Origin of the sequence: Rhizobium sp. Nf11,1 (assembly GCF_050587665.1) — a bacterium.
GTDB lineage: Bacteria > Pseudomonadota > Alphaproteobacteria > Rhizobiales > Rhizobiaceae > Rhizobium.
Map to the genome: position 1 here is coordinate 141,830 of NZ_JBOBHU010000006.1, position 12,965 is coordinate 154,794.

Genomic DNA, 12,965 nt, shown 5'->3' on the forward strand with positions numbered 1-12,965 from the left:
CTCGTTGCCAATCAACTGCCTTTCAGGATCGCATCATGCCTGCCATTTCTACGTTCCATGGCCTCTCGGCCTTTCCGCCGACGCCTGCCGATCCCGATGGCCGGGTCGACCTTGAGGGGCTCTGCCGCTTGCTGGCCCCCCTGTGCGAGTCAGGTGTGGCCTCCATCGGCCTTCTCGGCAGCACCGGGATTTACGCCTATCTCACGCGCGAGGAGCGGCTGCGGGCCGTCAAAGCGGCGGTCGAATGCGTCAACGGCCGTGTTCCACTCCTCGTCGGGGCAGGCGCCCTGAGGACGGATCATGCCGTGGATCTCGCCAGGGACGCCGAGGCTGCCGGCGCGGATGCGCTTCTGCTTGCGCCTGTTTCCTACACGCCGCTGACCCAGGAAGAGGCCTACCAGCACTTCCTCGCTGTGGCCAAGGCAACCAGACTGCCGCTCTGCATCTACAACAATCCCGGCACGACGCACTTCATCTTCAGCCGCGAGCTTCTGCAGCGCCTCTCCGATATCGAGACGATCAAGGCGGTGAAAATGCCGCTGCCGGCAGACGGCGATTTGCTTGGGGAGCTTGCGACGTTACGGGAAAAGACCGATCTCGCGATCGGCTACAGCGGCGATTGGGGTGCGGCGGAGGCACTGCTTGCAGGCGCAGACGCTTGGTACAGCGTTATCGGCGGGCTTCTTCCCCGCGTAGCGCTCGCTCTGACCAAGGCCGCGATCGCCGGCAACGGCGGCGAGGCGCGCCGGCTCGATGATCTTCTGCAGCCGCTCTGGGACGTGTTCAAGGCGTATGGAAGCATTCGCGTGGTCTATATGCTGGCCGAGCATCTCCTTGGCGTTCGGTCGGAACTTCCCCGGCCGCTCCTGCCGCTTGGGCCGGCGGATCGCCAGCGTGTGCTCGATGCTGCCAGGCCGTTGATCGCGCTGGAGCATCAATCCTTGTTGTAAAGGCTGCTCAGCGGCTTTTTCAGGATGCTTTCACGCAGAGACGGGCCGGGTTCCCGGCGGGTGATCTGCGGCTGGTCGGTCGGCGGCGCCGGCCGAGGAAAGACCGGCTCCTCGCGACGCAGTTCGCGGCGCAGCGCGTCCAGCCGCGGATCGATCGGGGCCGGTTCGGCCGGGTCCAGCCGCGGCGCCTGCGGCAGCAATTCGCGCCGGTAGGATTGGAGTGGCGCCGAAGCCGGTGCCGACGGGGTAACGGGTTTGGCATCGAAAGCGTCGTCGGTTTCCTGCGCCTCGTCGAAATCTGGCATGGATGCCGCAACGCTCTGCTGAAAATTCGAAATGTCAGGCCCGACGGTCACCGCCCGCATGCGGGTGACGATCTTGCGCAAATCGACCGTATCGGGATCTTCCTCGCTATGCTTGCTGTTGGCGCTGGCGGCCTTCGGCAGGAGGTTCTCTTCAACACGGGAGAAGCGCATCCGCATCGGCACGCTGATCGCCTCGCCGAAGGCGATCGCCTCACCGTTGCCGATCGAGGAGATGAAGCTCGTCGTCGAGATCGATGAATTCGGGATGGCTGAACGAATGATTTCCTGGTCACGGTCATTGGCAAGGCGCATGGCAAAGAGCGTCGAGCACTGTGACAGGATCGTCTGGTCGAGCTCGCCTGGCCGCTGAGTGATGATGCCCAGCGAGACACCGTATTTACGGCCCTCCTTGGCGATGCGGGCGATCGCCTGGCGCGTAGGGATGAAGCCGAGGTTCGGATCGGACGGGATGTAGCGGTGGGCTTCCTCGCAGACGACGAGCATGTGGATGGCGCCGTCACTCCACAACGCCACTTCGAAAGCCATGCGGCAAAGCACTGAGGCGACCGAATTGACGACTTCGGAGGGAATGCCGGCAAGCTGGAAGGTGCAGATTGGTCTGTTATCTCCGGGGATGCGGAAGATCTGCGCGATGGTATCGGTGATCGTGTCGCTGATCGTGTTGTTGGAGAACATGAAGTGATAGCGCGGATCGTTGATCGCGGCGATGAGGCGCATCTTCAGCGACCGCAGGGAGGGCTTTTCCGCACGGCCTTCCAGGCGGCCGATGCGCTCGTCGATCAAGGCCAGCAGATCGGCCATGCGGTAGGGAACCGGCGTATCGGCGGTGATCGAGCTCTTTTCCGTCGTGCGGCGCACCAGCGAGTTGTCGCTGCCGCGGAAGGCGCGTTTGGCCTCCGGCATGATGTCGCGCAGCATGTCGAGCTCTTCGGGTACGGGCGGGCGGCCGCGAAAGACGACTTCGGCAAATTCCTCCAGCCGCATCAGCCAGAAGGGCAGGTCGAGCGTATCCGTATCGATGGTGACGGCGTGCTTGGGAAAGGCGGCGGCGAATTCATTGTGCGGATCGAGGATCAGCACGCGCAGCTTCGGATCGGCCGCGATCGCCTTGTGCAAAAGTAGCGATACGGCGGTCGACTTGCCGACGCCGGTCGAGCCGACGACGGCGAAATGCTTGGAGAGCATTGACGGGATGTGGATCGCCGCATCGATGCTTTCATCCTGCGTCAGCTTGCCGATGACGGCGGTCGTCCCCGTTCCGGCATCGTAGATGCGCATAAGGTCGGCGGCGCGGATGCGATGGGCGATGGCGCCGAGATAGGGATAACGTGAGATGCCGGTCGAAAATTCCTCGCGCCCGTCCTCATCGACTCGGACTTCGCCGAGAAGCTCGGTCTCGATCCTGAACTTATTGTCCTCGCCTTCGCCCCAGGCATGGCTGCCGGTGTTCATTTGATAGACCAGGGCGACGACACGGTTGCGGCCGACGCTGATCGAAATCAGCCGGCCGACGGACCAGAGTTCTGTAAGATCGGTGCCGCCCTCAACGGCGACAGCGGCAATCGTGGCCCTGGAGCCGCTGCATGCAACGACGCGGCCGAGAAAGCGATTTCCCGGCGTATGGCCGTCGCGTCGATCGTGCTCGCCTGCCTTGCCAGACATGCGCAAGTCGTTGTTGAGCAAAGGCTACTCCCTGCGGTAGCGTTAAAGGATAAAGTCGATCCTTTAACAAATCCTTCATCCTATCGATTTTGGAAGGCGGGGGCCCAGGGCAGTTTTTTGTTGCGGCATGCGTTGACGCTGCGAAATTTTCTGTCTATCACTGCCGGCCATGAAAATCGCAACGGCTCTTATCGTGGTGGGAAGGCGCATGGGCAGGATGGTGTAACCATCCGGCGACAGCCACCCATGCGCTAGGTGACAGGCTCCTCCGGGGCCTTTTTTTGTGCCCGAAATCGGGCTCCCGGCCACAATCGCAAATCCAGCATCAAACGGAACAGACACAGATGAGCACGGACAATCAGGCGGCAGGCAATCGGATGACGGGAGCGGAGATCGTTCTCAAGGCGCTGAAGGATAACGGCGTCGAACATATCTTCGGCTATCCCGGCGGCGCGGTTCTGCCGATCTATGACGAGATCTTCCAGCAGGACGAGATCAAGCACATTCTCGTTCGCCACGAGCAGGGGGCCGGCCATGCGGCCGAAGGCTACGCCCGCTCCACAGGCAAGGTCGGCGTCATGCTGGTGACCTCTGGTCCTGGCGCCACCAATGCGGTCACGCCGCTGCAGGATGCGCTGATGGATTCGATCCCGCTCGTCTGCCTGACCGGCCAGGTTCCGACCCCACTGATCGGCTCCGACGCCTTCCAGGAATGCGACACGGTCGGCATCACCCGGCCCTGCACCAAGCACAACTGGCTGGTCAAGGATGTCAACCAACTCGCCGCCATCATTCATGAGGCCTTCCGCATCGCCCAGTCCGGCCGTCCAGGCCCCGTCGTCGTCGACATTCCGAAAGACGTGCAGTTTGCGACCGGCACCTACACGCCGCCCGCCGATTACGCGATCCAGAAGAGCTACCAGCCGAAGATCCAGGGCGACCTCAACCAGATCCATGCGGCGATCGAGATGATGGCGAATGCGCGCCGTCCGATCATCTATTCGGGCGGCGGCGTCGTCAATTCCGGTCCCGAGGCCTCCAAGCTGCTGCGCGAGCTGGTCGAGCTCACCGATTTCCCGATCACTTCGACGCTGATGGGCCTCGGCGCCTATCCGGCTTCGGGCAAGAACTGGCTGAAGATGCTCGGCATGCACGGCTCCTACGAAGCAAACATGGCGATGCATGATTGCGATGTCATGGTCTGCATCGGCGCCCGCTTCGACGACCGCATCACCGGCCGTCTCAACGCCTTCTCGCCTAATTCGAAGAAGATCCATATCGATATCGATCCGTCCTCGATCAACAAGAACGTCCGCGTCGACATCGGCATCCGCGGAGATGTCGGCCATGTCCTCGAAGACATGGTCCGCCTGTGGCGGGCGCTGCCGAAGAGGCCGGAGAAGGGCCGCCTCGAGGATTGGTGGAGCGATATCGCCCGCTGGCGGGCGCGCAATTCCTTTGCTTATACCAAGAGCAACGATGTGATCATGCCGCAATATGCGCTGGAGCGGCTCTATGCGCATACCAAGGACCGCGACACCTACATCACGACCGAAGTCGGCCAGCACCAGATGTGGGCCGCGCAGTTCTTCGGCTTCGAACAGCCGAACCGCTGGATGACCTCGGGAGGCCTCGGCACGATGGGCTACGGCCTGCCGGCGGCCCTCGGCGTGCAGATCGCCCATCCCGAAAGCCTCGTCATCGATATCGCCGGCGATGCCTCGATCCAGATGTGCATTCAGGAAATGTCGACGGCGATCCAGTACGACGCGCCAATCAAGATCTTCATCATGAACAACCAGTATATGGGCATGGTGCGACAGTGGCAGCAACTGCTGCACGGCAACCGCCTGTCGCACTCCTATACGGAAGCGATGCCCGATTTCGTCAAGCTTGCGGAAGCCTATGGTGCGGTCGGACTGCGCTGCGAAAAGCCGGACGAGCTCGACGACGCCATTATCGAGATGATCGAAGTCAAGAAGCCGGTCATCTTCGATTGCCGCGTCGCCAATCTCGCCAACTGCTTCCCGATGATCCCCTCCGGCAAGGCGCATAATGAAATGCTGCTGCCCGACGAAGCCACCGACGAAGCCGTCGCCAACGCGATCGACGCCAAGGGCCGTCAGCTCGTATAACGATAAGGTAGGAACCCAGGACCATGAACGCACATCTTCAGCCCACGGGCTCTGCCTATTTCATCTCTCCGGAAACGACCGCAGTCGAGAGCCATACACTTTCGGTTCTCGTCGACAACGAGCCCGGCGTCCTTGCCCGCGTCATCGGCCTGTTCTCCGGCCGTGGCTACAATATCGAGAGCTTGACGGTCTCCGAGACCGAGCACCAGGCGCATCTGTCCCGCATCACCATTGTAACGCGCGGCACGCCTCATGTGCTGGAGCAGATCAAGGCGCAGCTCGAACGCATCGTCCCTGTTCACCGCGTCGTCGATCTGACGGTGCGGGCCCGCGAACTCGGCCAGGACCGGCCGATCGAGCGGGAAGTTGCGTTGGTCAAGGTGATCGGCGAGGGCGAAACACGCGCCGAGACGCTACGGCTTGCCGATGCCTTCCACGCCAAGGTGGTGGACGCGACGATCGATCACTTCATTCTGGAGATAACGGGCAAATCCTCCAAGATCGACCAGTTCATCGCGATCATGAAGCCGCTCGGCCTGATCGAAGTGTGCCGTACCGGCATTGCTGCCATGAACCGTGGCGCGCAGGGGATGTGAGCCTGCTACCGCTGTTAGGTCCGTGCCGATTAGCTGCCCCTCACCCCTAATCTTCTCCCGTAAACGTGGCGAGGGGACGTGCGAAACGCAACGTCGAGGTGGATGAAGCCGACTCGGCATATCCCCTTCGCCCCGCAAGCGGGGAGAAGGTGCCGGCAGCCGGTGAGGGGTGTTTTAGCTGGCAGCCGCTGTAGATCACAGCATCTCCAGCGGCTTTTTCCCGGCTGGCGGCGGGAAGGCAGCGTCGAGCGCTTCCCAATCCTCGTCGGTGATATCGAGCGACACACAGTCGCGGTTTTCGCGAACACGTTCGGCATTCGAGGTCTTCGGGATGGCGATGACGCCGTCGCGTTTCAGCAGGAAGGCGAGCGCCAGTTGGGCGGGTGTCGCCTGGTAGGCCTTGGCGATGTGGATCAGTTCCGGATGATGGAGGATATGGCCCTGCTCGATCGGCGAATAGGCCATGACGGGAATGCCGCGGCTTCGGCACCAGGGCAGGAGGTCGAATTCAATGCCGCGGTGAGAGAGATTGTAGAGCACCTGGTTGGCGGCGACATTGACGCCATCCGGCACGCCAAGCAGTTCCTCCATGTCATCAGTGTCGAAGTTGGAGACGCCCCAGGCGCCGATCTTGCCTGACGCCTTCAACATTTCGAAGGCGGCGACGGTCTCGGCGAGCGGATAGTTGCCGCGCCAATGCAGGAGATAGAGATCGATGCGGTCCGTGCCGAGGCGTTCGAGGCTGTGTTCGCAAGCCTCGATCGTGCCTTTCAGGCTGGCATTCCAAGGATAGACCTTGCTGACGATGAAGACCTCGTCGCGCCGTCCCCTGACCGCCTGGCCGACGATTTCCTCGGCGCCACCATCGCCATACATTTCGGCGGTATCGATCAGCGTCATGCCGAGATCGATACCGGCTCTGAGGCTTTCGATCTCGGCCTTGGCATGGCCGGCATCCTCGCCCATGGCCCAGGTTCCCTGGCCGAGCACCGGCACTTCCGCGCCGTTCGGGATTGTGATCGATGGGATAGGGTCGTCCTGCATGGTCTTGATCCTGGTCAGGAGATTGGGCTGCGCCGCTATCTTTCAAGTAATCCTGTCACCATGACAATGATGTATTGGTGTCGGCGATTTAGGACAGTTACGCTGACCTAAATAAAGCGGGCTGCTGGAAAAGCCGGCTTCAGGAGGTTTCATGCCGCTGGATACGTTTCTCGCTCTCGTTCTCTTCGCCTTTACGACGTCGATCACGCCGGGGCCGAACAATATGATGCTTTTCGCTTCGGGCGTGAATTTCGGCTTCCGCAGGACTGTCCCGCATATGTTCGGCATCGGCGCCGGCTTCTTCTCGCTACTCATTGCCGTTGGTCTCGGGCTCGGCGCGCTGCTGCACACGATGCCCATGCTCTATACCGTGCTGAAATTCGCCGGCGGCGCCTATCTTCTCTGGATCGCCTGGAAAATCGCTTCGTCGCGTTCGCTCAGCGAAGGCAAGAGCGGTGCGGCACCGATGTCCTTTGTCTCGGCGGCGGCTTTCCAGTGGATTAATCCGAAAGCCTGGGTGATGGCGGTCACCGCAATGGCGACCTATACGAATCCGGAGCTTTATCTCGTCAGCGTGTTGATCGTCGGTCTGGCTTTCGCGCTGGTGAACGTGCCGAGCGTCTCGAGCTGGGCAGGCTTCGGCTCGGCGCTCAGGGAATGGCTTTCCGATCCGGTGCGGCTGAAATGGTTCAATATCACCATGGCCGTGCTTCCGGTGGCGAGCCTCTGGCCGATGCTAAAATAGAGCGATCGACGGTTTCGTCAGCATCAGCCAGAAAATGCCGAGAACGGCCGCGAAGGCCGGAAAGCCGAAAGCGAACCAGATGCGGTAGAGGCTGTAATAGTGGGGCGGCAGGGCGCTTCCCGAGCTTGCCGCGGCGCGGGCGAGGTCGCGCAGTCGGATCTGGATCCAGACGACCGGCAGCCAGAACAGACCGGTGACGACATAAAGCAGCAGTGACAGCGCAATCCAGCCCTCCGACAGGTCCCAACCGATCGACCGCGCCAGGAGATAGCCACTCACCGGTTGGAGAAGAGCGGCGGTCGCCGTGAAGACGGTGTCGGCGATGACGACGGTCGTGGCGACATGGGCGATCAGCGCGGGCTCGCCTGTGCGGTGCGCCATCACCATGAAAAAGGCGATGCCGGCGCCGGTGCCGAAGAGAACGGTCGCGCCGATGACATGGGCAAGCAGGAGCCATTCTTCGAGCATCAGCGTTCATCCAGGGTGGCAAGCGCCGTGAGCGTCAGCAGGATCGATGGCAGCACCTTGACAAGGGGGCCGAGCGGATCGAGCCAGAGGGCGGGTTCGAGAAGTGTGCCGCCGGTGAGATAGGCCAATGAGACGGCCAGCATGCCGAGAAGGGCGCGTCTGGCGAGCGGGCGGACAAGGACTGCGGCGCCGAGCGCGATGTCGATCAGGCAGGTGAGAAGCGTCAGCGCAGTTGCGGCCGCGTCCGGCATGAAGGGCAGGAAGTGGGCGGAGGCCTTCTGCACCGCCAGCAGCGGGATCAGGCCGGAGAGCAGCCAGAAGCCCGACAGGCCTGATATGACGATCGGTTTCAACAGATAGAGCCTGGCGAACCAGAGATCCTGCACGCCGGAGGGATTGGCAGCGAGCGTTGCCGCGGCTGATGTCGCGGCAAGGCCGCTCTCCGCCTTCGCGCTTTTTATGCCTTCCGACATGACGGTCATTGCCGTCGAGCGCAGCGGTGAACGCCAGCCGAGCAGGCCCGCGACATCGGCGAGCCAGGTCACGGGTCGTGCAAGCCAAGGCGCAAGGTAAAAGACGCGGACCGGCGCCAGGCCCAGCCATTGCCGGTGGAGGTGGACGAGATCGGCAAGCGTCAGCACCTCGTCGGCGGCAAGAGCGATATCCCCGCGCAGATCGCCTGAAACCGCCCGCGACACGGCTTCCGCCACGTCGTCCACCGACAGGGTTTCGACCCCGCTTTCGGCGTGGATGAGCGGCAGCGCCAAGGGGAAGGCGGCAAGCGCCCGGATGAGCGACGAGCCGCCATGGGCATTGCGGCCGAGAACGAGGGCAGGGCGCAGGATGAGCTGAGGCAGGCCGCTTGCCGCCAGCGCCTCGTCGGCGCGTCGCTTGGTGGCGAGGAAAGGCAGATCGCCGGCGGCGCCCGCCGTCCTTGCCGATATCTGGATGATCAAAGGTTGAGAGCGTTTCGCAGCGGAATAGAGCGCCAGCATCGCATCTCCCTGTGTGGCTGCCAAATCATCCGACAGGCCGTCCTGCAGCGCGCCGGCGCAATTGACGACGGCATGCTGGTCCTTCAGGAGATCCTCCCAGTCCTCGGCCTTCGTCATGCGGGACAGATCGGCCCGCCGCCAGTTTATCGCAGGCTGCTTCAAACGCGCACGCTCAGGATTGCGGCCGAGCCCGGTCACGGCATGCCCATCGGCCGCGAGCCGGGCCGCGACGACGGAGCCTATGAAACCGGTTGCGCCGAGAATCAGGATGTTCATGGCTGGAGATTAGCGGAAAAGTTTGAGGGGGATAGGAGGGGTTGGCGGGTGCGTGGGGTGTGATAGAAAAGGGGATGTTTGCGCTGCTTTCCACCGGCGATACTTTGAGAAGGGCGGGGCCTTGCAACGATTCCCCTTCTCCCCAGCGGGGAGAAGATGCCGGCAGGCAGATGAGGGGGCGAGCGGCGAAGCCGCGGGTGCGCGAAGCGTAAGCGAAGCGCAATGACGGGTCGCCGTATGGCCCCTCATCCGACCCTTCGGACCACCTTCTCCCCGTGGGGTAGAAGGGGTGCCCGGGCCGCCGCCGAGAGAAGAAGCGGACACTACCTATCTGTCGTTTGGGAGAACATCCATTGCACGACCATGATCACGACGACCATCACAACTACGACCATCACCACGACAACCGCTACTCCGACATGCAGGCGCGCGTCAAAGCGCTGGAGACGCTGCTGACGGAGAAGGGGTTGATCGATCCGGGGGCAATCGATGCGATCGTCGAGACTTATGAGAGGAAGGTGGGGCCGCGCAACGGTGCGCGTGTCGTCGCGAAAGCATGGAGCAATCCCGAATTCGCGGACTGGCTGAAACGCGATGCGACGGCGGCGATTGCGAGCCTTGGGTTTACCGGCCGGCAGGGCGAGCATATGCGCGCCGTCTTCAATACGCCCGACACCCATAACCTGATCGTCTGCACGCTCTGCTCCTGTTATCCCTGGTCGGTGCTCGGCCTGCCGCCGGTCTGGTACAAGGCTCCGGCCTATCGCTCGCGCGCCGTCATCGATCCGCGCGGCGTACTGGCCGAATTTGGGCTGGTGCTGCCTGCGCAGAAAAAGGTCCGCGTCTGGGATTCGACGGCGGAGCTGCGTTATCTCGTAATTCCCGAGCGGCCGGCGGGCACGGAAGGGTTGGATGAGACCTCATTGGCCGATCTCGTCAGCCGCGATGCGATGATCGGGACGGCGATCGCGGGCAGCTCGAAAATTTCAGCTGCCGGCAGTCCGGAGGCTCTGCCATGAACGGACCCCACGATCTCGGCGGGCAGATGGGTTTCGGGCCTATCGCCCCTGAAAAGGATGAGCCCTCTTTCCATGCCGACTGGGAGAAGCGGGCTCTCGGCATCACGCTTTCCTGCGGCGCTTTCGGCGCCTGGACGATCGATGAGAGCCGGCATGCCCGCGAAAATATTCCGCCGGCCGATTATCTTGCCGCCAGCTATTACGAGATCTGGATCCGCGGCGTCGAAACGCTGCTCGAACGGCACGGTTTTGCGACGCGCGAGGAGTTGCTGTCTGGGCGCAAGCTGCAGGAGGGCGCGACGCCGAAACGGGTGCTGAAGGCCGAGATGGTACCGGCGGTTCTCGCGAAAGGCGGGCCATGCAATCGTCCTGTCGAGGCCGCGCCGATATTTGCGGTCGGCGAGACGGTGCGGACGAGGAATTTCAATCCGGCCACCCATACGCGCTTGCCGCGTTATGCCAGGGCCAAGACCGGCATCGTCGAAGCGGTGCAGGGTTCCTTCGTCCTTCCCGACGACAATGCGCATGGCAAGGGCGAGAACCCGCAATGGCTCTATACCGTCATCTTTGATGGCACGGAGCTCTGGGGTGAGGGTGCCGACCCGTCGCTGACGGTCTCGATCGATGCATGGGAGAGCTATCTTGAGCGTGTGTGAAATACCCTCTCAGCTCTCGCAATCGCCGGGTTTACCGAAGTCGCCGGAGGGTGATCCTGTTTTCCCTGAACCTTGGGCGGCTGAAGCCTTCGCCATAACCGTGCATCTGCATGAGAAGGGGCTGTTTTCCTGGACCGAGTGGGCCGAAACCCTTTCGCGGGAATTGCATCAGCCAGGCCGAGCCGAGGACGGCAGCGATTATTTCGACTGCTGGGTGGCGGCGCTCTCGGACCTGCTGGTCAATCGCGGCGTGGCGGATGCATCCCTACTCCTCGACCTGCAGAAGAGCTGGCAGCGGGCGGCCGAAGCGACGCCGCATGGCAAGCCGATCGAGCTTGCCAACGATCCGCTGCGCTAAACGTCATGACGGGAACTGCCGATAGCACTCCTCGGCCACCGCGCGCAGCGCTTCGCGCGAGATTTCGCCGGTGACGGCATAACCGAGTTCGCCGTCGATCCAGTAGAAGGTTTCGAGATTGCCCGATGAGGCGAAGCGGAAGCTCGTCGTGCGGTTTTCCCTGTTGCGGCCGACCATGACGGTCAGGCGCTCGCCGGCCTGGTTCTCGTACATGAACATCGCGCCCGGCCGGCCGTCGACCGGCAGCAGGCGGCCGCCGACCAGCTTGAAGCCGAGCGGCTGCAGGTTCGGGATCTTGAGGTTCTCGATCGCCAGGCGCTTGCCGAGCCAGGTGGCGAGATGGGCTTCCTCGTCGGCGAAGACCTCGACGGGATGACGGACCTCGGCGGCATAGACGGTAAAGGCGGTCTCGGCCTGTTTCGGGAAGGTTTCTGAGCCGGTAAGCTGCAGCTCCGGCTTTTCTAGAAGAGCCGGGCCATAATACCCGCTGACGGCGCCGAGCGCAAAGACGAGGAGGGCCGCGGCGGCGAGTGCCCAGCGCTTCCGCGCGGGCGCGACCGCGCGTGAGGGCGCAACGAGCAGAGGATCAGTGTCCCTGGCCTTCTCGTACCCGGCAAAGAGGGAACGGATGCTTGCGTTCTGCGCCTGCCATTCGGCGATCATCGCCGCTTCGTCCGGGTTGTCCGCGAGGTAGGTCTCGATGCGGGCGCGCGAGCTTTGCGGCAACTGGCCGTCGGCATAGGCGTGGAGATCGGCTTCGGTGACGATCGGGTTGGTCTCGTTCATTTCGGTCTCCGAAGCGTAATGACGTTATCGGCCTTCAGATGCTCGGCGACGCGCCGGCGGGCGCGCGACAGGCGCGACATGACGGTGCCGATCGGGATATCGAGCGCGGCGGCGACCTCGCTGTAGCTATAGCCCTCGATGACGACGAGCATCAGCACGGCGCGGTGCTCCTCCGAAAGGCTGTTCAGCGCATCGTTGAGTCGGGCGCGCTCCAGCGGATCGGCCGGCGGTTCGGGCGCTGCCATATCGTCCGCGGCGTCGAGCTCGACCAGACCGTCGCGCGCTTTGCCGCGCCGGCCGTTGCGGTAAAGGTTCGTCATGATGGTCAGGACCCAGCCTCGCAGATTGAGACCGCGCCATTGGCCGCGGCGCGTCAGGACCTTCTCGACACAGTCTTGCAGCAGGTCCTCGCCGTCGGCATCCGAGCGCGTCAGGCTGCGCGAATAGCGCCTGAGCGAGGGGAGGAGGGCCAGTATCTGGCCCTCGAAGGTTTCGGGTGCAGGTGTCTTCACGCCGACTCTCTTGCGATCAGAGCCTCTGCCATCAAGGTTTTGCGAGGTCCCAGTTGCCGCCAACACCGTCGCCGGTGATGTCGCCGGCCTTCTTGTCCTTGACCCAGTAATAAAGCGGCATGCCGTCCTTGGCCCATTGCTTCTTACCATCCTTGCGTTCAATGATCGAATATGCACCATCGGCCTTGGCATCGGAAGCGGCCATCAGCGGCGGCCAGTTCTTGGCGCAATCGCCGTTGCAGTTGGAAACGCCCTTGGCGTCTTTCTTGAAGGTGTAGAGGGTCATGCCATTTTCGCCGGCAAGCACCTTGCCCTTGGCGGTTTCGACTTCCTTGACGGGAGGGGCTGCGAAAGCAGCTGTCGCGGCAAGCGCGGCTGCCGCCGCGACGGACAGGAATTTCACGGCTGTCATGATGTCTCTCCTCAGGTTGGGCACG

General features: G+C 62.8%; 14 protein-coding genes. 7 read left to right on the top strand and 7 right to left on the bottom strand.

Features of this window, described 5'->3' with window-relative positions; translation table 11 throughout:
- Positions 1-35 precede the first annotated feature (35 nt).
- A complete protein-coding gene (locus tag ACQ7C1_RS11595; protein ID WP_430958357.1) occupies positions 36-950 on the top strand; it encodes a dihydrodipicolinate synthase family protein in 915 nt (304 codons plus the stop codon).
- Here the strand turns inward: ACQ7C1_RS11595 and ACQ7C1_RS11600 are convergent.
- On the bottom strand, positions 935-2,959 hold the full coding sequence (locus ACQ7C1_RS11600; RefSeq protein WP_430958358.1) for an ATP-binding protein: 2,025 nt from the start codon (positions 2,957-2,959) through the stop codon (positions 935-937). The genes ACQ7C1_RS11595 and ACQ7C1_RS11600 overlap by 16 nt on opposite strands.
- 323 nt (positions 2,960-3,282) lie before the next feature.
- Here ACQ7C1_RS11600 and ACQ7C1_RS11605 point away from each other — a divergent pair, with 323 nt between their 5' ends.
- Positions 3,283-5,073 carry an acetolactate synthase 3 large subunit gene (locus tag ACQ7C1_RS11605; RefSeq protein WP_097597997.1) on the top strand — a complete coding sequence of 597 codons (1,791 nt, stop codon included), beginning with the start codon at positions 3,283-3,285 and terminating at the stop codon, positions 5,071-5,073.
- 23 nt (positions 5,074-5,096) lie between these two features.
- Positions 5,097-5,669 (top strand): acetolactate synthase small subunit, encoded by a 573-nt coding sequence (gene ilvN / locus ACQ7C1_RS11610; RefSeq protein ID WP_011426035.1) that lies wholly within the window; start codon positions 5,097-5,099, stop codon positions 5,667-5,669.
- Positions 5,670-5,864: 195 nt separating this feature from the next.
- On the opposite strand, the gene ACQ7C1_RS11615 is transcribed toward ilvN, so the two are convergent.
- On the bottom strand, positions 5,865-6,713 hold the full coding sequence (locus ACQ7C1_RS11615; protein ID WP_430958359.1) for an aldo/keto reductase: 849 nt from the start codon (positions 6,711-6,713) through the stop codon (positions 5,865-5,867).
- Positions 6,714-6,864: 151 nt separating this feature from the next.
- Here ACQ7C1_RS11615 and ACQ7C1_RS11620 point away from each other — a divergent pair, with 151 nt between their 5' ends.
- Positions 6,865-7,458 (top strand): LysE family translocator, encoded by a 594-nt coding sequence (locus ACQ7C1_RS11620; RefSeq protein ID WP_430958360.1) that lies wholly within the window; start codon positions 6,865-6,867, stop codon positions 7,456-7,458.
- Here ACQ7C1_RS11620 and ACQ7C1_RS11625 read toward each other — a convergent pair.
- Positions 7,450-7,926, bottom strand: a complete 477-nt coding sequence (locus ACQ7C1_RS11625; protein ID WP_430958361.1) for a DUF2269 family protein — start codon at positions 7,924-7,926, stop codon at positions 7,450-7,452. The genes ACQ7C1_RS11620 and ACQ7C1_RS11625 overlap by 9 nt on opposite strands.
- A complete protein-coding gene (locus ACQ7C1_RS11630) occupies positions 7,926-9,197 on the bottom strand; it encodes an SDR family oxidoreductase (protein WP_430958362.1) in 1,272 nt (423 codons plus the stop codon). Before ACQ7C1_RS11630 ends, ACQ7C1_RS11625 begins: the two co-directional genes overlap by 1 nt.
- 353 nt (positions 9,198-9,550) lie before the next feature.
- Between ACQ7C1_RS11630 and nthA the strand changes: the two genes are divergently transcribed.
- From nthA to ACQ7C1_RS11645, 3 genes are read left to right on the top strand one after another with little or no spacing between them, the layout of a single operon-like run.
- A complete protein-coding gene (gene nthA / locus ACQ7C1_RS11635; protein WP_097598002.1) occupies positions 9,551-10,216 on the top strand; it encodes a nitrile hydratase subunit alpha in 666 nt (221 codons plus the stop codon).
- Positions 10,213-10,872, top strand: a complete 660-nt coding sequence (gene nthB, locus ACQ7C1_RS11640; protein ID WP_430958363.1) for a nitrile hydratase subunit beta — start codon at positions 10,213-10,215, stop codon at positions 10,870-10,872. Before nthA ends, nthB begins: the two co-directional genes overlap by 4 nt.
- The gene (locus tag ACQ7C1_RS11645; protein ID WP_430958364.1) at positions 10,859-11,230 is read left to right on the top strand and encodes a nitrile hydratase accessory protein; all 372 of its coding nucleotides are present in this window, start codon (positions 10,859-10,861) and stop codon (positions 11,228-11,230) included. The genes nthB and ACQ7C1_RS11645 overlap by 14 nt, the downstream gene beginning before the upstream one ends.
- 3 nt (positions 11,231-11,233) lie before the next feature.
- Here ACQ7C1_RS11645 and ACQ7C1_RS11650 read toward each other — a convergent pair whose 3' ends face one another.
- Genes ACQ7C1_RS11650 through ACQ7C1_RS11660 form a run of 3 tightly spaced genes read right to left on the bottom strand, consistent with a single transcriptional unit; the run spans position 11,234 to position 12,940 of the window.
- Positions 11,234-12,016, bottom strand: a complete 783-nt coding sequence (locus ACQ7C1_RS11650; RefSeq protein ID WP_430958365.1) for an anti-sigma factor family protein — start codon at positions 12,014-12,016, stop codon at positions 11,234-11,236.
- Entirely contained in the window at positions 12,013-12,528 is a 516-nt protein-coding gene (locus ACQ7C1_RS11655; RefSeq protein ID WP_430958366.1) for an RNA polymerase sigma factor, read from the bottom strand. Before ACQ7C1_RS11655 ends, ACQ7C1_RS11650 begins: the two co-directional genes overlap by 4 nt.
- 31 nt (positions 12,529-12,559) lie before the next feature.
- On the bottom strand, positions 12,560-12,940 hold the full coding sequence (locus ACQ7C1_RS11660; protein WP_430958367.1) for a COG4315 family predicted lipoprotein: 381 nt from the start codon (positions 12,938-12,940) through the stop codon (positions 12,560-12,562).
- Positions 12,941-12,965: the final 25 nt, after the last annotated feature.

Bases quoted from the DNA above. Each gene is read 5' to 3' on its own strand.
- ACQ7C1_RS11660 (WP_430958367.1), bottom strand. From the start codon at position 12,940: ATGACAGCCGTGAAATTCCTGTCCGTCGCGGCGGCAGCCGCGCTTGCC.
- ACQ7C1_RS11620 (WP_430958360.1), top strand. From the start codon at position 6,865: ATGCCGCTGGATACGTTTCTCGCTCTCGTTCTCTTCGCCTTTACGACG.
- ACQ7C1_RS11625 (WP_430958361.1), bottom strand. From the start codon at position 7,926: ATGCTCGAAGAATGGCTCCTGCTTGCCCATGTCATCGGCGCGACCGTT.
- nthB (WP_430958363.1), top strand. From the start codon at position 10,213: ATGAACGGACCCCACGATCTCGGCGGGCAGATGGGTTTCGGGCCTATC.
- ACQ7C1_RS11605 (WP_097597997.1), top strand. From the start codon at position 3,283: ATGAGCACGGACAATCAGGCGGCAGGCAATCGGATGACGGGAGCGGAG.
- ACQ7C1_RS11650 (WP_430958365.1), bottom strand. From the start codon at position 12,016: ATGAACGAGACCAACCCGATCGTCACCGAAGCCGATCTCCACGCCTAT.
- ilvN (WP_011426035.1), top strand. From the start codon at position 5,097: ATGAACGCACATCTTCAGCCCACGGGCTCTGCCTATTTCATCTCTCCG.
- ACQ7C1_RS11595 (WP_430958357.1), top strand. From the start codon at position 36: ATGCCTGCCATTTCTACGTTCCATGGCCTCTCGGCCTTTCCGCCGACG.
- ACQ7C1_RS11615 (WP_430958359.1), bottom strand. From the start codon at position 6,713: ATGCAGGACGACCCTATCCCATCGATCACAATCCCGAACGGCGCGGAA.
- ACQ7C1_RS11630 (WP_430958362.1), bottom strand. From the start codon at position 9,197: ATGAACATCCTGATTCTCGGCGCAACCGGTTTCATAGGCTCCGTCGTC.